We start from the raw sequence: 20450 nt of genomic DNA, 5'->3' as shown, positions 1-20450 counted from the left end.
CCCATCAATCCATGAAGCCCTGGAGCTTCAACTCGATAGAGCGAGGGTTTTCACCTTCGGCGATCGACAGAATGCCTTCGAGCAACATTTCGCGATAACGCGACTGCCGCAGGGCGATGGCCTTGAGTTTGGCCGCGATGGGCAACAGCACCAGGTTGGCGCTGGCCACGCCGTAGATAGTGGCGACGAACGCCACGGCAATGCCGCTGCCCAGTTGCGACGGATCGGCCAGATTGCCCATGACGTGAATCAGGCCCATTACCGCACCGATGATGCCGATGGTCGGCGCGTAGCCGCCCATGCTTTCAAAGACTTTGGCCGCCTCGATGTCCCGGCTTTCCTGAGTATAGAAATCCACCTCGAGGATGCTGCGGATAGCCTCCGGCTCAGCACCGTCCACCAGGAGTTGCAAGCCCTTGCGCGAGTAGTTGTCGGGTTCGGCGTCGGCCACCCCTTCCAGGCCCAGCAGGCCTTCCTTGCGGGCGGTGAGGCTCCAGTTGACCACGCGATCGACGCCACCGGCCAGGTCGACCCGCGGCGGAAACAGAATCCATACCAGGATTTGCATCGCGCGCTTGAAGGCGCTCATCGGCGACTGCAGCAGCGCCGCACCGACGGTACCGCCGATAACGATCAGTGCCGCCGGACCGTTCGCCAGTGCGCCGAGGTGACCACCTTCCAGGTAGTTGCCGCCGATGATGGCGACGAACGCCATGATGATCCCGATGAGGCTCAGTACATCCATCAGACACACGCCTCGACCAGGTGCCTGCCTATTTCGTCCAGGCTATACACCGCGTCAGCGAGCTCGGCCTTGACGATGGCCATGGGCATTCCGTAGATCACGCAGCTGGCTTCATCCTGGGCCCAGATGGTGCTGCCGCCCTGTTTGAGCAGGCGCGCGCCTTCGCGGCCGTCGGCCCCCATACCGGTCAGCACCACCGCCAGAACTTTGTCACCGTAGGATTTGGCTGCCGAACCGAAGGTGATGTCTACGCACGGCTTGTAGTTGAGGCGCTCGTCGCCTGGCAGAATCTTCACCGCACCACGACCGTCGATCATCATCTGCTTGCCGCCCGGCGCCAGCAGCGCCAGGCCCGGACGCAGGATGTCGCCGTCTTCGGCTTCCTTGACGTGGATGCGGCAGAGTTTGTCCAGGCGTTCGGCAAAGGCCTTGGTAAACGCCGCCGGCATGTGCTGCACCAGCACGATGGGCGCCGGGAAATTCGCAGGCAACTGGGTCAGTACCCGCTGCAGCGCGACCGGGCCGCCGGTGGACGTACCGATTGCCACCAGCTTGTAGCCCTTGCGCTTGGGGACGGGCGACGACGGGGCCGGGGCCGGGGCCGGCGCGCGCGAGGCAATCGGTGCCGGTGCCGCACGCGCAGGCGCACTGCTGCTGTAACTGCCAATGCTCGACGGAGCGGGCGCAGGTGCGGCTATGGGCGCGGCAACGGGGGCCGGTGCACTGTAGGCACTGGCACGCCGATTACTGCGCGAGAGGGTATGGATCTTCTCGCACAGCAGTTGCTTGACCTTGTCCGGGTTACGCGAGATGTCTTCGAAATTCTTCGGCAGGAAATCCACCGCACCAGCGTCCAGCGCATCCAGGGTGACCCGGGCGCCTTCGTGCGTCAGCGAGGAGAACATCAATACCGGGGTCGGGCAGCGCTGCATGATGTGCCGCACCGCCGTGATGCCGTCCATCATGGGCATCTCGTAGTCCATGGTGATCACATCCGGCTTGAGGGCCAGCGCCTGGTCGATCGCCTCTTTGCCGTTGGTCGCGGTACCGACGACCTGGATGTTCGGATCCGCCGAAAGAATTTCCGAGACGCGGCGACGGAAAAAACCCGAATCGTCCACCACCAGGACCTTGACTGCCATAAACACTCCGTTAGATGGAGCGCAGGCGCGATCGCCCCGCTCCACCAGAATCAAATACGCCGGGTGGCGTAACGCTTGAGCATGCTCGGAACATCGAGAATCAGCGCAATACGGCCATCACCGGTGATGGTGGCGCCCGACATGCCCGGGGTTCCCTGGAGCATCTTGCCCAATGGCTTGATGACCACTTCTTCCTGGCCTACCAGTTGATCGACGACGAAGCCGATCCGCTGGGTGCCCACCGAAAGGATCACCACATGGCCTTCACGCTGCTCTTCATGAGCGGCGGAAGCGACCAGCCAGCGCTTGAGGTAGAACAGTGGCAACGCCTTGTCGCGCACGATCACGACTTCCTGGCCATCGACCACGTTGGTGCGCGACAGGTCGAGGTGGAAGATCTCGTTGACGTTCACCAGCGGGAACGCGAACGCCTGGTTGCCGAGCATGACCATCAGCGTCGGCATGATCGCCAGGGTCAACGGCACCTTGATGACGATCTTCGAGCCCTGGCCCTTGGCCGAGTAGATGTTGATCGAGCCGTTGAGCTGGGAGATCTTGGTTTTCACCACGTCCATGCCCACGCCACGCCCGGACACGTCGGAGATCTCGGTCTTGGTCGAGAAGCCCGGGGCAAAAATCAGGTTGTAGCACTCGGTGTCGCTCAGGCGATCGGCGGCGTCCTTGTCCATGACCCCGCGTTTGACCGCGATGGCGCGAAGGATGTTGGGGTCCATGCCTTTGCCGTCATCGGAAATCGACAACAGGATGTGGTCGCCTTCCTGCTCGGCCGCAAGAATGACCTTGCCACCACGGGACTTGCCCGCGGCTTCGCGCTCTTCCGGCGACTCGATACCGTGGTCGACGGCGTTGCGTACCAAGTGGACCAGCGGGTCGGCCAGGGCCTCGACGAGGTTCTTGTCGAGGTCGGTTTCTTCGCCGACCAGTTCCAGGTTGATCTCTTTCTTGAGCTGGCGAGCCAGGTCGCGAACCAGGCGCGGGAAACGCCCGAAGACCTTCTTGATTGGCTGCATGCGGGTCTTCATCACCGCGGTTTGCAGGTCCGCCGTGACCACGTCGAGGTTGGACACGGCCTTGGACATGGCCTCGTCGGCGCTGTTGGCACCCAGGCGCACCAGGCGGTTACGCACCAGCACCAGTTCGCCGACCATGTTCATGATTTCGTCGAGGCGCGCGGTATCGACCCGCACGGTAGTCTCGGCTTCGGTGGCCGGCTTTTCCGCCGGCGGCGTGGCCGGTGCGCGAGCCGGGGCAGGCCTGGCGGCTTCGGCTTTTGGCTCAGGGGCTTTCGCCACCGGCTTGGGCGCTACGGCCTTGGCTACTGGCGCGGCTACAGCAGCGCTGGCAGCGACCGTAGCCGTGCCGACTTCGGAGAACTTGCCTTTACCGTGCAATTCGTCGAGCAGCGCTTCGAATTCGTGATCGGAGATCAGGTCGCTGCCCACTGCGGCGGCGACTGGTGCTGCCGCTACGGGCGCCGACGCAATCGCCGACTCCAGCGCTTCGACGGCGAAGTTACCCTTGCCGTGGAGCTGATCGAGCAGTGCTTCGAATTCTTCGTCGGTGATGTCCGAGCTGTCGCCTGCGGCCTTGGGTGCAGCCGGTGCGGCAGGTGCCGCCGGGGCAACCACGGCGTCAATGGCGAACTGGCCTTTACCGTGCAACTGATCGAGCAACGACTCGAACTCGTCGTCGGTGATTTCGTCGCTGGCTGCAGCCGTGGTGCTGACGGGTGCTGGTGCGACAGGTGCCGCTTCGGCCTGGGCCTTGACGGCGTTCAACGAGTCCAGCAGTTGTTCGAATTCGTTGTCGGTGATGTCACCCGATGTGCTTTCTGCCTCTGGCGCCACTTCGGCAACCGGTGCGGCTTCGTCGGCCGATTGCGGCTCGGCCAGACGGGCCAGGGCTGCCAGCAACTCAGGCGTGGCCGCCGTGATCGGGCTGCGCTCGCGGACTTCGGTGAACATGCCGTTCACCGCGTCCAGTGCTTCGAGAACCACGTCCATCAGTTCCGAGTCGACGCGACGCTCACCCTTGCGCAGGATGTCGAACACGTTCTCGGCGATGTGACAGCACTCCACCAGCTCGTTGAGCTGGAGGAAGCCGGCGCCCCCTTTTACAGTGTGAAAACCGCGAAAAATTGCATTGAGCAAATCCGCATCATCCGGTCGGCTTTCCAGCTCGACCAGCTGTTCGGACAGTTGCTCTAGAATCTCGCCGGCCTCAACCAGGAAATCCTGAAGGATCTCTTCATCGGCGCCGAAGCTCATTAATGGGGTGCTCCTACAGGTCTAAAATCCAAGGCTGGATAGCAAATCGTCCACATCGTCCTGACCGGACACAACGTCTTCTCTTTTATCGGCATGAATCTGCGGACCTTCACCCTGAGAGAGATGTTTTTGTGGATCTTTTTCCGCGAGCATCGCTTGACGGTCATGTTCGATGCCCGCAAAGCGGTCCACCTGACTGGCCATCAGCACGAGCTTGAGCAGATTGCTTTCAACTTCGGTGACCAATTGAGTCACGCGCTTGATTACCTGGCCGGTGAGGTCCTGGTAATCCTGAGCGAGCAGAATGTCGTTGAGGTTGCCCGCCACCACGCGATTGTCTTCGCTGCTGCGTGTCAGGAAACCGTCGACCCGCCGGGCCAGCTCGCGGAACTCTTCGGCCCCGACTTCGCGGCGCATGAACCGTCCCCAGTCCGTGCTCAAGGCCTCGGCTTCCTGGCTCAGGCTGTTGACCAGCGGCGTGGCGTTTTCCACCAGGTCCATGGTGCGGTTGGCGGCGGCTTCGGTGAGCTTGACCACGTACCCCAGGCGCTCGGCAGCGTCCGTGATCTGCGAAACCTCCTCGGCTTGCGGCATATTCGGATCAATCTGGAAATTGACGATCGCGCTATGCAGCTCGCGGGTGAGCTTGCCCACCTCCTGGTACAGGCCACGATCACGGGTCTGGTTGAGCTCATGGATCAGTTGCACGGCGTCGCCGAACTTGCCTTTTTCAAGGCTCTCGACCAATTCGACGGCGTGTTTTTTCAGGGTCGATTCGAAATCGCCCTGTGAAATTTCTTTTTGCTCCATAGCTCCCCCGTGGCGCAGTGACTCAGCCGATGCGTTCGAAAATCTTTTCGATTTTTTCTTTCAACGCCTGGGCCGTGAAGGGCTTGACCACATAGCCGTTAACACCGGCCTGGGCTGCTTCGATGATTTGCTCGCGCTTGGCTTCGGCGGTCACCATCAGCACTGGCAGGTGCTTGAGCTTTTCGTCGGCGCGCACGTGGCGCAGCAGATCGATGCCGGTCATGCCGGGCATGTTCCAGTCCGTTACCAGAAAGTCGATGCTGCCGCTGTTGAGGACCGGAATGGCCGTAGTGCCGTCATCCGCCTCGACCGTGTTGGTGAACCCAAGGTCACGCAACAGGTTTTTTATGATCCGCCGCATCGTTGAGAAGTCATCAACGATGAGGATTTTCATGTTCTTGTCCAATTCGACCTCCAAGCAGTCTTAAACGCGCCCAGCACCTGGACACGCCATTTCATTCAATCCGGCAAAGCACTCGATGACTGTCTGGAGCACAACAGATCGCGACCGGCGCGTTTAACACCCGCCAGCCCGTTCGCAGTGTCCCCACACTGCCTTCAGCGCGCTCGCCACTCCCCCAAACGCCCCCGCAAACGGGCCGCGCACTGGCTGTGTAACTGGCTGACCCGCGATTCGCTGACACCCAGGACCTCACCGATTTCCTTGAGGTTCAGCTCTTCGTCGTAGTACAGCGCCAACACCAGTCGCTCACGCTCCGGCAAATTGGCAATCGCGTCCGCCAGCGCGGCCTGGAAGCGTTCATCTTCCAGGTCACGCGACGGCTCCGTATGAGCACTTGCGCCATCCTCGTGCAGCCCTTCGTGTTCGCCGTCCTGCAACAGGTCGTCGAAACTGAAGAGGCGGCTGCCCAGGGTGTCGTTCAAAATCCCGTAATAATCGTCAAGACTCAATTGGAGTTCGGCCGCAACTTCGTGATCTTTAGCGTCGCGACCTGTTTTAGCTTCAATCGAGCGAATTGCGTCGCTGACCATTCGGGTATTGCGGTGGACCGAACGTGGCGCCCAGTCCCCCTTGCGCACTTCATCGAGCATCGCGCCGCGGATTCGAATGCCCGCGTACGTCTCGAAACTCGCGCCTTTGCTGGCGTCGTATTTGGTGGATACTTCAAGCAGGCCGATCATCCCGGCCTGGATCAGGTCTTCGACCTGGACACTGGCCGGCAAACGCGCCAGCAGGTGGTAGGCAATCCGTTTTACCAGTGGCGCGTAACGCTCGATCAGCTCGCACTGCGCATCGCGGGCCGATTTCTTGTAGAGGTTATAGCCACTGGCGGTCATAGCACCGGTCCTGCCGTTTGTTGTACGAGGCGCTCGACGAAAAATTCCAGGTGCCCGCGCGGGTTCGCCGGCAGCGGCCAGGTATCGACCTTCTGCGCGATCGCCTTGAACGCCAGCGAACATTTGGAACGCGGGAACGCTTCGTAAACCGCACGCTGTTTTTGCACGGCCTTGCGCACGCTTTCGTCGTACGGCACCGCGCCGACGTATTGCAGGGCGACGTCGAGGAAGCGGTCCGTGACCTTGGTCAACTTGGCGAACAGGTTGCGCCCTTCCTGCGGGCTCTGGGCCATGTTGGCCAGGACGCGGAAGCGGTTCATGCCGTAGTCGCGGTTGAGCAACTTGATCAACGCATAGGCGTCGGTGATCGAGGTCGGCTCGTCGCACACCACCAGCAGGACTTCCTGGGCGGCGCGGACAAAGCTGACCACCGAATCACCAATGCCCGCAGCCGTGTCGATCACCAGCACATCGAGGTTATCGCCGATGTCGCTGAAGGCCTGGATCAGGCCGGCGTGTTGAGCCGGTGTCAGGTGCACCATGCTCTGGGTGCCGGACGCGGCCGGCACGATACGAATGCCGCCCGGGCCTTGCAACAGAACGTCGCGCAGCTCACAGCGGCCTTCGATCACGTCGGCCAGGGTACGTTTGGGTGTCAGCCCCAAAAGGACGTCGACGTTCGCCAGCCCAAGGTCGGCGTCCAGAAGCATGACGCGCCGTCCGAGTTCAGCCAAAGCCAGCGACAAGTTCACTGACACGTTAGTTTTGCCGACGCCACCTTTGCCGCCGGTCACCGCGATCACCTGTACGGGATGCATGCTGCCCATGTTATTTCTTTACCTTGTCTTGCATAGACGGAGGCCACATTACTGGCTGCGCGTTCATCATCTGAACAATGCATGGCAGACCATCGATGTAGGTACAAAAACGATTCATTAATACCTCAGCCAACCTGCTTGGTGGGACTGTGGTAAATATCAGCGAACATGTCAGCCATGGCTTCTTCGCTGGGTTCTTCCTGCATTTGCACGCTGACTGCGCGACTGACCAACTGATGACGCCGCGGCAGATGCAAGTCATCCGGGATCCGTGGCCCATCGGTCAGGTAGGCCACCGGCAGTTCATGACTGATCGCCAGGCTCAACACCTCGCCCAGACTGGCCGATTCATCCAGTTTAGTCAGGATGCAGCCGGCGAGCCCGCAGCGCTTGTAACTGTGATAAGCGGCGGTTAGAACCTGTTTCTGGCTGGTGGTTGCCAGGACCAGGTAATTTTTTGACTTGATGCCACGTCCGGCCAGGCTTTCCAGCTGCATGCGCAGTGCCGGATCGCTGGCCTGCAGGCCGGCGGTATCGATCAAGACCACACGCTTGCGCAACAAAGGCTCCAGCGCCTGCACCAGCGACTGCCCCGGGTCGACATGAGTCACCGGCACATTGAGGATGCGGCCCAGGGTCTTGAGCTGTTCCTGGGCGCCGATCCGGTAGCTGTCCATGCTCACCAGCGCAATATTCTGCGCGCCGTACTTGAGCACGTAGCGGGCAGCGAGCTTGGCCAGGGTGGTGGTCTTGCCCATGCCGGCAGGGCCGACCATGGCAATCACGCCACCCTCTTCCAGGGGTTCGATTTCCGGTGTGGCGATCATCCGCGCCAGGTGCGCCAGGAGCATGCGCCAGGCCTGGCGAGGCTCGTCAATGTCGCTGATCATTGCCAGCAGGTCACGCGACAGCGGACCGGACAGGCCAATGCGTTGCAGCCGGCGCCACAGGTTGGCCTGGGCCGGGCGGCTGCCTTGCAGCTGATTCCACGCCAGGGAGCCCAACTGCACTTCCATCAGTTCGCGCAGGCTGTTGAGTTCAAAGCGCATCGAGTCGAATGCACGCGGATCGACACCGCCGGTGGCAGCGGGCGCCGGCGCCGGGCGTGCAGGCTCGGTGTAGGTGGGTTCGACCAGCGGTTCGGCGGCAGTCAGGGGCAAGCCGGCGAACAGCTGGCGATTGGTCGCCTTATCGCTCTCGCCTTCGCTACGCAGGCTCAGTTCGGCCTGGGCAGTGACGATCCGCGACTGGGTCTTGCGCAATTCGTCCTCGAGTTCCATGTTCGGAACCCGCGGTGCCAGCGCCGACAGCTTGTAATCGAGGGCAGCCGTCAGCTCCACGCCGCCGGCGATTCGGCGGTTGCCGATGATCGCGGCATCGGCGCCCAGCTCGTCACGAACCAGTTTCATGGCCTGACGCATATCGGCGGCGAAAAAACGCTTAACTTGCATAAACCACTACCTCAGCCGTTGGGCCCTACTGTCGCAACGATGGTCACTTGCTTGTTGTCAGGGATTTCCTGATACGCCAACACGTGCAAACCCGGGACTGCCAGCCGACCGAACCGCGAGAGCATCGCGCGAACCGGACCGGCCACCAGCAGAATCACCGGTTGACCTTGCATTTCCTGACGCTGCGCGGCATCGATCAACGAGCGCTGCAGCTTCTCAGCCATGCTTGGCTCCAGCAGGACGCCCTCTTCCGAGCCTTGTCCCGCCTTCTGCAGACTATTGAGCAATATCTGTTCCAACCTTGGCTCCAGCGTGATAACTGGCAGCTCGGAGTCAGTACCTACAATGCTTTGGACGATTGCGCGGGATACGCCGACCCGCACGGCGGCCACCAGCGCGGCGGTATCTTGACTCTTGGCCGCGTTGTTCGCGATGGCCTCGGCGATGCTGCGAATGTCCCGAACCGGCACTTGTTCGGCGAGCAAAGCCTGCAGCACCTTGAGCAACTGCGACAGCGACACCACGCCCGGCACCAGCTCTTCTGCCAGCTTGGGCGAGCTTTTGGCCAGCAATTGCATGAGTTGCTGCACTTCTTCGTGCCCGATCAGCTCGCTGGAGTGCTTGTACAGAATCTGGTTCAAGTGAGTGGCCACTACTGTACTGGCATCGACCACAGTGTATCCCAGTGACTGCGCCTGGGCACGCTGGCTGACTTCGATCCAGACCGCCTCCAGACCAAAAGCCGGATCTTTGGCGGTGATGCCGTTGAGCGTGCCGTAGACCTGCCCCGGGTTGATCGCCAGTTCGCGGTCCGGGTAAATCTCCGCCTCGGCCAGGATCACGCCCATCAGGGTCAGGCGATAGGCACTCGGCGCCAGGTCGAGGTTGTCACGAATGTGCACAGTGGGCATCAGGAAACCCAGGTCCTGGGACAGCTTCTTGCGCACGCCCTTGATCCGCGCGAGCAACTGCCCACCCTGATTGCGGTCGACCAGCGGAATCAGGCGATAGCCCACTTCCAGGCCAATCATGTCGATCGGCGTCACGTCGTCCCAGCCCAGCTCCTTGGTTTCCTGGGCGCGGGCCGGCGACGGCAGCAGTTCCTGTTGGCGCTTGACCTCTTCCAGGGCCTGCACCTTGACGCCGTTCTGCTTCTTCCAGAACAGGTAGGCACCACCTGCCGCCAGCGCCGCCATGCTCAGGAAGGAAAAGTGCGGCATGCCGGGCACCAGCCCCATCACCGCCATCAAGCCGGCGGCCACGGCCAGGGCCTTGGGCGAGGCGAACATCTGGCGATTGATCTGTTTGCCCATGTCTTCCGAACCGGAAGCACGCGTCACCATGATTGCCGCTGCGGTGGACAACAGCAGTGATGGCAATTGCGCCACCAAACCGTCACCGATGGTCAGCAGCGCGTACACCTTACCGGCGTCGCCAAACGTCATGCCGTGCTGGAAGATACCCACCGCCATGCCGCCGATCAGGTTGATAAACAGAATCAACAGGCCGGCAATGGCGTCACCGCGCACAAACTTGCTGGCACCGTCCATCGAACCGTAGAACTCGGCTTCCTGGGCCACTTCCGAACGGCGCGCCTTGGCCTGGTTCTGGTCGATCAAACCGGCATTGAGGTCGGCGTCGATCGCCATCTGCTTGCCGGGCATCGCATCGAGGGTGAAACGTGCGCTCACCTCGGAAATCCGTCCGGCACCCTTGGTCACCACGACGAAGTTGATGATCATCAGGATCGCGAACACCACGATACCGACCACGTAGTTGCCGCCGATCACCACCTCACCGAAGGCCTGGATTACCTTGCCCGCAGCGGCGTGACCGTCCTGGCCGTGGAGCATCACCACGCGTGTGGAGGCCACGTTCAACGCCAGCCGTAGCAGCGTCGCCACCAGCAGGATGGTGGGGAACACCGCAAAATCCAGCGGCCGCAACGCGTAGACGCACACCAGCAGGACCACGATGGACAACGCAATGTTGAACGTGAAGAACACGTCCAGCAGGAACGGCGGCATCGGCAACATCATCATCGCCAGCATGACCAGCAGCAACAACGGCACGCCCAGATTGCCCCGACTTAAGTCGGCAACGTTTGTGCGAGCACTGTTGAATAACTGAGAGCGATCCACCGATTTTCCCCGTTCCTGTAAAGCAAACTTTTGACGCCAGAAGCAGGCGCAAAGCCGCTATTGCAAGAAACCTTCCAACTTTCGCGGAGTGTTGAAACAGAGGGGTTAATTCAGGAATTGTGGTGTTGCCTGGCGGGCCTCATCGCGGGCAAGCCCGCTCCCACAGGTTGTGTGTCGACGGGTGATCTTGCGGTTATTCCTGCTCCTGTGGGGGCCGGCATCACCGGCACACAACTCAAGAATCGCGCCGCAGGTCCGGCGGAATCGGCAAGTCATCCTTGAGCGGGTCCGGGCGCTTGCCCCTGCCTGCCTTGTATTGGCGAATCTGATAGACATACGCCAGTACCTGGGCAACGGCCAGGTACAAGCCACCGGGTATTTCCTGGTCCAGCTCCGTGGAGTAGTAGATCGACCGCGCCAACGCCGGCGATTCCAGCAGCAGCACATTATTCGCCACGGCAATTTCACGCATCTTCAACGCCAGGAAATCGCTGCCCTTGGCCACCAGCATCGGCGCCCCGCCCTTGTCCGGGTCGTACTTGAGCGCCACGGCGTAGTGAGTCGGGTTGGTGATGACCACGTCGGCATCAGGAATGGCCGCCATCATCCGGCGCTGGGACATGTCGCGCTGCAGTTGCCGAATGCGCTGCTTGACCTCCGGTCGCCCTTCCTGGTCCTTGTGCTCGTCGCGCACCTCCTGCTTGGTCATCTTCAGCTTCTTGGCGCTTTCCCACAGCTGCACCGGCACGTCCACGGCGGCGATGATGATCAGGCCGCAAGCCATCCACAACGAGCTCCAGCCGACCACCTGCAGGCTGTGGATGATCGCCATGTCCAGCGGTTCGTGGGCGATGCGCAAGAGGTCGTCGATGTCCGCGGACAACACGGCCAGGGCCACGAACAGGATGATAAAGAACTTGGCCAGGGCCTTGAGCAGCTCTACCACGGCCTTCGAGGAGAACATGCGCTTGAGCCCGGCGCCGGGGTTCATGCGGCTGAACTTGGGCGCCATGGTGCCGGCGGAGAACAGCCAGCCGCCCAGGGAAATCGGGCCGATCAGGGCCGCGAGCAACAGCGTGATCATCACCGGCTGGATGGCCAGCAAGGCGATCAGCCCTGAATGCAGGAGGAAGGTCCCCATGGACCGCTGGTCGAGGATGACTTCGCGCGACAGCGAGAAATTCATGCGCATCAGGTCCATCATTTCCTGGGCGAGCGCCCCGCCGAAGATCAGCAGCGCGGCCGAACCGGCGAGCATGATGGCCAGGGTGTTGAGCTCTTTGGAACGGGCGATCTCGCCCTTCTCCCGGGCGTCCTTTTTCTTTTTCTCCGTGGGATCTTCTGTCTTGTCCTGACCGCTCTCGCTCTCTGCCATGGCTCAGCGCGCCCGTGCCAGTTCGCGCAACCACTGCAGGGCCTCGGAGGCCAGTGGTTGATACTGATTGATGATGTCGGCGAGCCCGACCCAGACGATGAACAGCCCGAGCACCAGGGTCAGCGGGAAGCCGATGGAGAAGATGTTGAGCTGCGGCGCGGCCCGGGTCATCACGCCAAACGCGATGTTGACCACCAGCAGCGCCGTGATCGCCGGCAATACCAGCAGCAATGCGGCCCCCAGGACCCAACCCAGCTTGCCCGCCAGCTCCCAGAAATGCGTAACCATCAGGCCACTGCCGACGGGCAAGGTGGTGAAGCTTTCGGTGAGGATTTCGAACACCACCAGATGGCCGTTCATGGACAGAAACAGCAGCGTGACCAGCATGGTGAAGAACTGCCCGATCACCGCCACCGAAACGCCGTTGGTGGGGTCGACCATCGAGGCGAAGCCCATGCCCATCTGAATCGAGACGATCTGCCCGGCGATCACGAATGCCTGGAAAAACAGCTGCAAGGCAAAGCCCAGGATCGCCCCGATGAGAATCTGCTCGGCGATCAGCAGCAGGCCACTAAGGTCCAGCGCATTCACCGGGGGCATCGGCGGCAGGCCCGGGACTATCACCACGGTGATGGCCAGCGTGAAGTACAGGCGCACGCGAGTGGGCACCAGGGTCGTGCCGACAATGGGCATGACCATCAGCAGCGCGCCGACGCGAAACAACGGCAACATGAAGGTCGCCACCCAGGTGCTGATCTGGGTATCGGTCAGTTGCAGCAGCGACTGCATGGCTTAGCCAATGACCTGGGGAATACTGCCGTACAACTGCAGGATGTATTCCATGAAGGTCTGCACCAGCCACGGCCCGGCAACGATCAGCGTGACCAGCATCACCAGCAGTCGCGGCAGGAAGCTCAACGTTTGTTCGTTGATCTGGGTCGCTGCCTGGAACATCGCCACCAGCAACCCCACCAGCAAGCTCGGGATCACCAGCACGGCCACCATCAGGGTGGTCAGCCACAGCGCCTCGCGGAAGATGTCTACCGCCACTTCCGGCGTCATGGCGACACACCGCCGAAGCTGCTGGCGAGCGTGCCGATGATCAGTGCCCAGCCATCCACCAGCACGAACAGCATGATCTTGAACGGCAGGGAAATAATCAGCGGCGACAGCATCATCATACCCATGGCCATCAGCACACTGGCCACAACCAGGTCGATGATCAGGAACGGAATGAAGATCATGAAGCCGATCTGGAACGCGGTCTTGAGCTCGGAGGTGACGAATGCCGGCACCAGAATGGTCAGCGGGGCCTGATCCGGGGTGGCGATGTCGGTGCGCTTGGACAGGCGCATGAACAGCTCAAGGTCGCTGCTGCGGGTCTGCGCCAGCATGAAGTCCTTGATCGGCACCTGGGCCTTGGCCACGGCATCCTGGGCGGTCAGTTTCTCGGCCAGGTACGGCTGCAGGGCATCCTGGTTAACCCGGTCGAACACCGGCGCCATGATGAACAGGGTCAGGAACAGCGCCATGCCCGTGAGGATCTGGTTCGACGGCGTCTGCTGCAGGCCCAGGGCCTGGCGCAGGATCGAGAAGACGATGATGATCCGGGTGAAACTGGTCATCAGCATGACAAACGCCGGGATGAAACTCAGCGCCGTCATGATCAGCAGGATCTGCAGGCTGACCGAGTACTCCTGGGCGCCGTCGGCATTGGTGCCGAGCGTGATGGCCGGGATCGACAACGGATCGGCGGCCAATGCCAGTGGTGCAGCCAGCAGCAAGGCCAGCGTCAAGACGATGCGTAGCGCACCCATTACTTCTTATCCTTCTGGTCCTTGCCCATCAGCTCCATCAGGCGCAGGGCGAACTCCGGGGTGGCTTTTTCCGAACTGGCCGGCACCTGTACCGGTTCCTTGAGCACATGCAAGGCGGTGATGCTGCCAGGGCTCAGGCCTAGCAGGATCTGCTCATTGCCCACTTGCACCAGCATCAAGCGATCACGCGGACCGAGTGCGCGCGAACCGATCAGTTCGATCACCTGGCCTTTGCCGGCAGGGCCTGCCTGCTGCACCCGACGCAGCAACCAGGCGAGGAAGAAGATCAGCCCCAGCACCAGCAGCAAGCCGAACACCAACTGCGTCAATTGCCCCGCCACCCCACTGCCCACCGCCGGCGTCGCGGCAGCCGTGGCCACCGGTTCGGCCGCCAGGGCGCTCAAGGGCAATGCCAACAAAAAACCCAGGACCCTGTTCACTCAGCGCAGCTTCTTGATGCGTTCGCTTGGGCTGATCACGTCCGTCAGGCGGATGCCGAACTTCTCGTTGACCACCACCACTTCGCCGTGGGCGATGAGCGTGCCATTGACCAGCACGTCCAGCGGCTCACCGGCCAGGCGATCGAGTTCGATCACCGAGCCCTGGTTGAGCTGCAGCAGGTTGCGAATATTGATATCGGTGCTGCCCACTTCCATGGAAATCGACACCGGAATATCGAGGATCACGTCCAGGTTCGGACCGTCCAGGGTCACTTGCTCGTGGTTTTTCGGCGAGGCGCCGAACTCTTCCATTTGCAGGCGATTGGACGGCGAGCTGCCGGAATCAGCAGCCAGCAGCGCGTCAATCTCGTCCTGCGAAGCATCACCGGATTCTTCCAGGGCCGCAGCCCATTCATCAGCCAGTGCCTGGTCGTCCTGGGAATTCATATCGCTAGCCATCATGTGTCCTCGGCGAGCGCCCATCTCGGATGGACGCCGTCAGTTAAAAACGAATAAAGACGCCGATCACCGGCGCTCGATCGGCTCGATCACCTGCAACGCGAGGTTGCCTTTGTGCGAGCCCATCTTGACCTTGAACGCAGGCACGCCATTGGCGCGCATGATCATTGTTTCCGGCATGTCCACCGGGATGATGTCCCCCGGCTGCATGTGCAGGATGTCCCGCAGGCGCAGTTGACGACGGGCGACAGTGGCACCGATCGGCACGTCGACGTCCAGCACGTCCTGGCGCAGGGCGTTGACCCAGCGCTCGTCCTGATCGTCGAGGTCAGACTGGAAGCCGGCATCGAGCATCTCGCGCACCGGCTCGATCATCGAGTACGGCATGGTGATGTGCAGGTCGCCGCCACCGCCATCGAGTTCGATGTGGAAAGTCGACACCACAATCGCCTCGCTCGGGCCGACGATGTTGGCCATGGCCGGGTTCACTTCCGAGTTGATGTACTCGAAGTTGACTTCCATGATTGCCTGCCAGGCCTCCTTCAAATCGATGAAGGCCTGCTCCAGCACCATGCGCACCACGCGCAGCTCGGTCGGCGTGAATTCGCGACCTTCAATCTTGGCGTGGCGACCGTCGCCGCCGAAGAAATTGTCCACCAGCTTGAACACCAGCTTGGCGTCGAGAATGAACAAGGCAGTGCCGCGCAACGGTTTGATCTTGACCAGGTTGAGACTGGTAGGCACGTACAGCGAGTGCACGTATTCGCCGAACTTCATCACCTGCACGCCACCGACCGCCACGTCTGCCGAGCGGCGCAGCAAATTGAACATGCTGATGCGGGTGTACCGCGCAAAACGCTCGTTGATCATCTCCAGGGTCGGCATGCGTCCACGGACGATGCGATCCTGGCTGGTCAGGTCGTAGCTTTTGACAGCACCGGGTTCAGAGGCGTTGTCGGTCTGTACCAGACCATCGTCGACGCCATGCAACAGCGCATCGATCTCTTCCTGGGACAGCAGGTCCTGCACGGCCATGTCGTGTTCCTACTGCAGTACGAAATTAGTGAAGAGCAACTGCTCGATGGCGACCTTGCCGAGTTCTTTCTGCGCCACTTCCTGGACGCTGGCGGTGGCCTTCTGACGCAGCATTTCCTGACCGACCGGCGAGGCCAGGGTGGCGAAGTCCTGCCCGGAGAACAGCATCACCAGGTTGTTGCGGATGACCGGCATGTGCACCTTGAGCGCGTCCAGGTCAGCCTGGTTGCGACCCATCATGGTGATGCTCACCTGCATGTAGCGCTGGCGGCCGCTCTGGTTGTAGTTGGAAACGAACGCCGGCAGCAACGGCTCGAAAACCGCCGCCTGCTTGCCAGCCACGGCGGTTTCGGCAACGACGGCAGGCTTGCTTTCGGGGCTGTGCATGAAGAACCAGGTCGCCCCCACGGACACGCCGATGGCCAGCAGCAACGCCACCACGACCATGATGATCAGCTTGAGTTTGCCTTTGGTTGCAGGGTCTTTTACTGCTGCGTCGCTCTTCGCCATGCCAATAATCCGTCACTATTCGGGGTTTCACAGTTGCACGGGAAGGCAAGAGCAAGTGTTATGCCATGTAAGGAAAATTGCGTGGGGATGGAAGCGCAAAAGATCGCAGCCTGCGGCAGCTCCTGCGGGGTGTACACCCTCCACACTGTAGGAGCTGCCGCAGGCTGCGATCTTTTAAAAGGGCACCGCCGATGTGTCAGGCGTAATAGTCGACTGCACTGGAGCCGATCACGCTGGTGGCTGCGGATACTTGCGCAACCGCCGGGGCGAGGTCTTCATCCATGGCGTCCAGACGACCGCCACCGGCTTGCGCGCGCCCGGCCTGACTCTGCTGGGCCTGTTGCTGATCCTGGCCCCGGGACTGGTCGGAGACATTGACGTCGACCTGCCCCATGCCCTGCTGCACGAACATCTCGCGCAGCCGGTGCATTTGCCCGTCCAGCGCTTCGCGAACGCCGGGATGGGCGCTCATGAAGGTTACCTGGGTCTGCTGGTCGGGCACCATGTTCACCCGGATGTCCAGGCGGCCAAGCTCGGCCGGCTGCAACTGGATATCGGCCGCCTTGAGGTTGGCGCTTGAGAGATACATCACGCGGTTGACCACTTCCTCGGTCCAGCCGCTCTGGTGCATGGCGATGGGCTGGTTTACCGGGATCGCGTTGGCGGTCTTGGGGGTGGCCGCCTGGGTCAGTGCAGCCAGGCGGTTGGCGAAATCTTCGACGCGGGTGTCGCTGGTCGAGGCTTTCAAGTCCTTGAGGCCATCATCGATCAGGCCGCTGAAGGCCTTCTCTCCTCCCTGGCTGGTACTGTCCTTGCCGGCTTGCACGTCCAGCATATTGGCCAGGCCGGAGGCAAAATTCTGCGCCGAAGTCGGCTCGCCGTCTGCCTGGGCCGGGGAAGCCTTGGCTTGCGCCTGACTGGAAGCGGACACATGCCCGCTCTGCTCCAGGGCCATGCGCACGGCTGGAAGCGCATCGAGGGGGTCGGCTTCAGGATCGAAATCCGGGTCGGCAGCGACGGCCGCAGCCGCCAGTGCGGCGGCGGTAGCGGGGTCGAGCGCAGGCTCGGTCGCCGCGACAGGGGTGGCGGGCTGAGACTCAACCACGGGCGCAGTTGCAGGGTCAGCCGCAACCGTTGTGTCGCCGGTCTCGTCACGGGTGACCTTATCGTCGACCTGCGCCGGTTTGTCGGCGGGCAAGGATTTGCCGCTATCGGCAACTTGAGGTTTCGCAGCGGCAGACTTGTCGTTGCCCAAGTCCTTCTTTGCAGCGAAGTCAGGCGACTTTTCGCGCACCGTCCGGGCAGCGGTGTCAAACCCGTCAGCAGGCCTGGTTCGCTCCTGCCGGGCATACACGTTAGCGAAGCTCGAGGCCTTGCCCGCAGGCTCGGCGGGCGACGCCAAGGGATTGGCGGATGCGGGTTGAGCCTTGGCCTTGGCGGCGGCCTGAAGTAGCAAATTCGGGGTAACGGGCATGGGACAGTCTCCGCCGCACTGTGGTCGATGATACAAGTGGGTGGATTACTGCAAAGGTCGAGCCAGGTTTACTGAGCTGACGCTAGACGGACCGCGTGATGTGACTGCCTGCGAGGGAGCGCTCGGCCTGATAGACAGGAAGAACCAAGGCAAACTCGGAGCCGATCGCATGGACGAGTTTTTCCAGCTCGCCCTGTTCGGTGCTTCTGCCGTTTTTGGCGCGCTGCTCCAGCTCATTGCATAACTCTGCAAGGCGAACCGCCCCCATGTTGCTGCAACTGCCTTTAAAACTGTGGGCAGTTTCCATCAGCTGCGCGGCATCCTGCGTCCCGCGCAAGATAACCAACCGCTCTTCGGCGTCGGCAAGGAAGATATCCAGCAACATCGGATATTCATCTTCCATGACTTCCTGCAAGGCGCGCAAAACGTCGCGATTCAGATGTGGGGAATCCACTTGTTCACTCCTTGATCAAGAATGGGCAGGATTATGCCAGAGCCTCCCAGAAAAACTCCACGTGAGCACTGCGACCATCGTCGGACCACCGGGCGTTACGCCCCAATTGTCGGACCAGGCTGATACCACGTCCCGACAAACGGACACTGTCCAGCGGTCGCTCGATCACCCGAACCACATCAAATCCCTTGCCACTGTCTTCCACCCGAATGGTCAGGCAACCGCCCTCGCCCTCCGGCACCACCTCCAGGTGCACGCGCACGTAACCCGCATCCAGGGCATCCAGGCGCGTGTTGCGCTCCTGATAATAGCGGGCAAACCCCAGGGCATCGCGCTTGAGACTGGAGTCGAGCCCGAGCACGCCGTGCTCCAGGGCATTGGAATACAGCTCCGCCAGCACAGTGTACAGCGCTCCGCTCCGGGCCCGCAGGCCGTGCACTTCGCTGAGCAGTTGCAGCAGGTAGGGCAGTGGATTGAAGCGCTTGAGCGAGGCGGCGCGAAATTCGAAGCTGACGGACCAGTCCAGCGGGCACGACTGCCCACTGTCGGAGTAGACCAGTGTCGGTGGGCGCATTTGCGCCGCGTCGATCAGGCTGACTTCGAGCAGACTGACATCGTCCCGGGCTTGCCCGCGAAAATCACCCAATGCCTGCTCGATTTCCTGAAACAGTGCATCCGGCTGCCGGTTGGCGGCAAACACTTGCTGCAGGCGCTCCACTCCGAACAGCTGTTCGTTGGCATCGCAGGTGTCGATCACGCCATCGGACAACAGGAACACCCGATCACCCACCGCCATGGGCAGCACTTCGGTGCGATCGTCGAACGCCTGCGGGCTCAGCACCCCCAGCGGCAAATGCCTGGCCGGCAACGGCGTGCGCTCGCCAGTAGCGATCCGGTGCAGGTAGCCGTCGGGCATGCCGCCATTCCAGACTTCCACCGAGCGGCTCTGAAAGCTCAGGCGCAGCAACGTCGCGCAGCAGAACATGTCCACCGGCAGGATGCGCTTGAGCTTGGCGTTCATCTCGCGCAGGGTTTCCGAGAGCCCGTAACCCTTGGCAGTCATGCCATAGAAGACTTCGGCCAGGGGCATGGCGCCAACGGCCGCAGGCAAGCCATGACCGGTGAAGTCCCCCAGCAGCACGTGCATGTCACCGGCCGGGGTAAACGCGGCCAGCAGCAGATCGCCGTTGAACAACGCATAGGGCGATTGCAGGTAGCGGATGTTGGGGGCGTTCAGACATCCGGAATGCGCCACCTTGTCGAACACCGCCTTGGCCACGCGCTGCTCGTTGAGCAGGTATTCGTGGTGCCGGGCGATCTGGTCACGCTGTTCCAGCACCGTAGCCTGCAAGCGGCGCAAGCGGTCCATTGCCTTGATCTTGGCGGCGAGGATCACCTGGTTGTAGGGCTTCGCCAGAAAATCGTCACCGCCAGCCTCCAGGCAGCGCGCCAGGGCTTCGCTTTCGGTGAGCGAGGTCAGGAAGATGATGGGCACCAGGGTTTCCCCGGCCAGCGCCTTGATCTGTCGTGCGGCTTCGAAACCGTCCATCACCGGCATCATGGCGTCCATCAACACCAGCTGCGGGTGCTGCGAACGAAACGCCTCGACGGCCTCGGCGCCGTTGGCGGCGGTCAACACCGCATGGCCCTGGCGGCGGACGTTGGTCGACAGCAACAGGCGATCGGCCGCACTGTCCTCGGCGATCAGGATCGTCAGTGCTTCAAGCGGCGACTGCACCGAATTCAACTGATGTCGAACAGTTTGTCGAAATTGGAAATGGCGAGGATCTTTTTCACGTCGATGCTGCTGTTGACCACGCGAATGTCGGAGTGGTCGCCGCCAGCGTGATCGCGCAGCAACAGCAGCATGCCCAGGGCGGAACTGTCGAGGTAGGTGGCGTCCTTCAGATCCACCACCACAGCATTGAGGTTCCTGTCCTCATAGGACTGGCGAAACTCCTGATGCTTGGCGAAATCGAAACGACCCTTGATCGATATCGTCAGTTTTTGCCCATCCGGGGAAACTTCTGAGACGACTGACATTGTTGGCTTCCTTGTCTTGGGGGAACTTGCTTGTACAAGGTTTAGCATTTGGTGGTGACAGGAGCAAGATCAAAAGATCGCCGCCTTGCTGTACACCGCCTTGCAGGAGCTGCCGAAGGCTCGGGCCGGGATCGGACGATCTTTTGGGG

Annotated in this window: 21 protein-coding genes; all 21 read right to left on the bottom strand. The window is 61.6% G+C overall.

What is annotated here, in order from left to right; translation table 11 throughout:
• Positions 1-4 precede the first annotated feature (4 nt).
• A complete protein-coding gene (locus EQV97_RS27610; protein WP_045061205.1) occupies positions 5-745 on the bottom strand; it encodes a flagellar motor protein in 741 nt (246 codons plus the stop codon).
• A complete protein-coding gene (locus EQV97_RS27605; RefSeq protein ID WP_240890458.1) occupies positions 745-1887 on the bottom strand; it encodes a chemotaxis response regulator protein-glutamate methylesterase in 1143 nt (380 codons plus the stop codon). Before EQV97_RS27605 ends, EQV97_RS27610 begins: the two co-directional genes overlap by 1 nt.
• 50 nt (positions 1888-1937) lie before the next feature.
• Positions 1938-4175 carry a chemotaxis protein CheA gene (locus EQV97_RS27600; protein WP_240890457.1) on the bottom strand — a complete coding sequence of 746 codons (2238 nt, stop codon included), beginning with the start codon at positions 4173-4175 and terminating at the stop codon, positions 1938-1940.
• Between the two features lie 21 nt (positions 4176-4196).
• Entirely contained in the window at positions 4197-4985 is a 789-nt protein-coding gene (locus tag EQV97_RS27595; RefSeq protein ID WP_122837953.1) for a protein phosphatase CheZ, read from the bottom strand.
• A gap of 22 nt (positions 4986-5007) precedes the next feature.
• A complete protein-coding gene (locus tag EQV97_RS27590) occupies positions 5008-5379 on the bottom strand; it encodes a chemotaxis response regulator CheY (protein WP_003183998.1) in 372 nt (123 codons plus the stop codon).
• 164 nt (positions 5380-5543) lie between these two features.
• Positions 5544-6284 carry an RNA polymerase sigma factor FliA gene (gene fliA / locus EQV97_RS27585; protein ID WP_122837952.1) on the bottom strand — a complete coding sequence of 247 codons (741 nt, stop codon included), beginning with the start codon at positions 6282-6284 and terminating at the stop codon, positions 5544-5546.
• Complete coding sequence (fleN, locus tag EQV97_RS27580; protein ID WP_045058906.1) at positions 6281-7111, bottom strand: flagellar synthesis regulator FleN; 831 nt, start codon at positions 7109-7111, stop codon at positions 6281-6283. The genes fliA and fleN overlap by 4 nt, the downstream gene beginning before the upstream one ends.
• A gap of 116 nt (positions 7112-7227) precedes the next feature.
• Positions 7228-8553 carry a flagellar biosynthesis protein FlhF gene (flhF, locus tag EQV97_RS27575; protein ID WP_122837951.1) on the bottom strand — a complete coding sequence of 442 codons (1326 nt, stop codon included), beginning with the start codon at positions 8551-8553 and terminating at the stop codon, positions 7228-7230.
• 11 nt (positions 8554-8564) lie between these two features.
• Entirely contained in the window at positions 8565-10694 is a 2130-nt protein-coding gene (flhA, locus tag EQV97_RS27570; RefSeq protein WP_122837950.1) for a flagellar biosynthesis protein FlhA, read from the bottom strand.
• 235 nt (positions 10695-10929) lie between these two features.
• The gene (flhB, locus tag EQV97_RS27565; protein WP_122837949.1) at positions 10930-12069 is read right to left on the bottom strand and encodes a flagellar biosynthesis protein FlhB; all 1140 of its coding nucleotides are present in this window, start codon (positions 12067-12069) and stop codon (positions 10930-10932) included.
• A gap of 3 nt (positions 12070-12072) precedes the next feature.
• Positions 12073-12858 carry a flagellar biosynthetic protein FliR gene (gene fliR / locus EQV97_RS27560; RefSeq protein WP_225569067.1) on the bottom strand — a complete coding sequence of 262 codons (786 nt, stop codon included), beginning with the start codon at positions 12856-12858 and terminating at the stop codon, positions 12073-12075.
• Positions 12859-12861: 3 nt separating this feature from the next.
• Positions 12862-13131, bottom strand: coding sequence for a flagellar biosynthesis protein FliQ (gene fliQ, locus EQV97_RS27555; protein ID WP_046816911.1), 270 nt, complete (start codon positions 13129-13131; stop codon positions 12862-12864).
• Positions 13128-13886 (bottom strand): flagellar type III secretion system pore protein FliP, encoded by a 759-nt coding sequence (fliP, locus tag EQV97_RS27550; protein WP_045058901.1) that lies wholly within the window; start codon positions 13884-13886, stop codon positions 13128-13130. The genes fliQ and fliP overlap by 4 nt, the downstream gene beginning before the upstream one ends.
• Positions 13886-14326: a flagellar biosynthetic protein FliO gene (gene fliO / locus EQV97_RS27545; RefSeq protein ID WP_122837947.1), complete on the bottom strand. Its 441-nt coding sequence runs from the start codon at positions 14324-14326 to the stop codon at positions 13886-13888. The genes fliP and fliO overlap by 1 nt, the downstream gene beginning before the upstream one ends.
• Complete coding sequence (gene fliN, locus EQV97_RS27540; RefSeq protein WP_045058899.1) at positions 14327-14785, bottom strand: flagellar motor switch protein FliN; 459 nt, start codon at positions 14783-14785, stop codon at positions 14327-14329.
• 66 nt (positions 14786-14851) lie between these two features.
• Positions 14852-15820 carry a flagellar motor switch protein FliM gene (fliM, locus tag EQV97_RS27535; protein ID WP_122837946.1) on the bottom strand — a complete coding sequence of 323 codons (969 nt, stop codon included), beginning with the start codon at positions 15818-15820 and terminating at the stop codon, positions 14852-14854.
• A 9-nt stretch (positions 15821-15829) separates the two neighbouring features.
• Positions 15830-16330, bottom strand: a complete 501-nt coding sequence (gene fliL / locus EQV97_RS27530) for a flagellar basal body-associated protein FliL (RefSeq protein WP_122837945.1) — start codon at positions 16328-16330, stop codon at positions 15830-15832.
• A gap of 196 nt (positions 16331-16526) precedes the next feature.
• The gene (locus EQV97_RS27525) at positions 16527-17804 is read right to left on the bottom strand and encodes a flagellar hook-length control protein FliK (protein WP_240890456.1); all 1278 of its coding nucleotides are present in this window, start codon (positions 17802-17804) and stop codon (positions 16527-16529) included.
• Between the two features lie 82 nt (positions 17805-17886).
• Entirely contained in the window at positions 17887-18258 is a 372-nt protein-coding gene (locus EQV97_RS27520) for an Hpt domain-containing protein (protein ID WP_240890455.1), read from the bottom strand.
• A 31-nt stretch (positions 18259-18289) separates the two neighbouring features.
• Positions 18290-20005: a fused response regulator/phosphatase gene (locus EQV97_RS27515; RefSeq protein ID WP_240890454.1), complete on the bottom strand. Its 1716-nt coding sequence runs from the start codon at positions 20003-20005 to the stop codon at positions 18290-18292.
• The gene (locus EQV97_RS27510) at positions 20002-20301 is read right to left on the bottom strand and encodes an STAS domain-containing protein (RefSeq protein ID WP_122837941.1); all 300 of its coding nucleotides are present in this window, start codon (positions 20299-20301) and stop codon (positions 20002-20004) included. Before EQV97_RS27510 ends, EQV97_RS27515 begins: the two co-directional genes overlap by 4 nt.
• Positions 20302-20450: the final 149 nt, after the last annotated feature.

Origin of the sequence: Pseudomonas sp. TMW22090, from assembly GCF_022496665.1 — a bacterium.
Lineage (GTDB): Bacteria > Pseudomonadota > Gammaproteobacteria > Pseudomonadales > Pseudomonadaceae > Aquipseudomonas > Aquipseudomonas gregormendelii.
This window is presented reverse-complemented; position numbering and strand designations above follow the sequence as displayed.

Coding starts and splice junctions, on each gene's coding strand:
- fliM (WP_122837946.1), bottom strand. CDS start 15,820: ATGGCCGTGCAGGACCTGCTGTCCCAGGAAGAGATCGATGCGCTGTTG.
- EQV97_RS27525 (WP_240890456.1), bottom strand. CDS start 17,804: ATGCCCGTTACCCCGAATTTGCTACTTCAGGCCGCCGCCAAGGCCAAG.
- fliQ (WP_046816911.1), bottom strand. CDS start 13,131: ATGACGCCGGAAGTGGCGGTAGACATCTTCCGCGAGGCGCTGTGGCTG.
- fliN (WP_045058899.1), bottom strand. CDS start 14,785: ATGGCTAGCGATATGAATTCCCAGGACGACCAGGCACTGGCTGATGAA.
- flhF (WP_122837951.1), bottom strand. CDS start 8,553: ATGCAAGTTAAGCGTTTTTTCGCCGCCGATATGCGTCAGGCCATGAAA.
- EQV97_RS27605 (WP_240890458.1), bottom strand. CDS start 1,887: ATGGCAGTCAAGGTCCTGGTGGTGGACGATTCGGGTTTTTTCCGTCGC.
- fliA (WP_122837952.1), bottom strand. CDS start 6,284: ATGACCGCCAGTGGCTATAACCTCTACAAGAAATCGGCCCGCGATGCG.
- EQV97_RS27610 (WP_045061205.1), bottom strand. CDS start 745: ATGGATGTACTGAGCCTCATCGGGATCATCATGGCGTTCGTCGCCATC.
- EQV97_RS27590 (WP_003183998.1), bottom strand. CDS start 5,379: ATGAAAATCCTCATCGTTGATGACTTCTCAACGATGCGGCGGATCATA.
- flhB (WP_122837949.1), bottom strand. CDS start 12,069: ATGGCAGAGAGCGAGAGCGGTCAGGACAAGACAGAAGATCCCACGGAG.
- fliR (WP_225569067.1), bottom strand. CDS start 12,858: ATGCAGTCGCTGCTGCAACTGACCGATACCCAGATCAGCACCTGGGTG.
- EQV97_RS27600 (WP_240890457.1), bottom strand. CDS start 4,175: ATGAGCTTCGGCGCCGATGAAGAGATCCTTCAGGATTTCCTGGTTGAG.
- fleN (WP_045058906.1), bottom strand. CDS start 7,111: ATGGGCAGCATGCATCCCGTACAGGTGATCGCGGTGACCGGCGGCAAA.
- fliL (WP_122837945.1), bottom strand. CDS start 16,330: ATGGCGAAGAGCGACGCAGCAGTAAAAGACCCTGCAACCAAAGGCAAA.
- fliP (WP_045058901.1), bottom strand. CDS start 13,886: ATGGGTGCGCTACGCATCGTCTTGACGCTGGCCTTGCTGCTGGCTGCA.
- EQV97_RS27510 (WP_122837941.1), bottom strand. CDS start 20,301: ATGTCAGTCGTCTCAGAAGTTTCCCCGGATGGGCAAAAACTGACGATA.
- EQV97_RS27595 (WP_122837953.1), bottom strand. CDS start 4,985: ATGGAGCAAAAAGAAATTTCACAGGGCGATTTCGAATCGACCCTGAAA.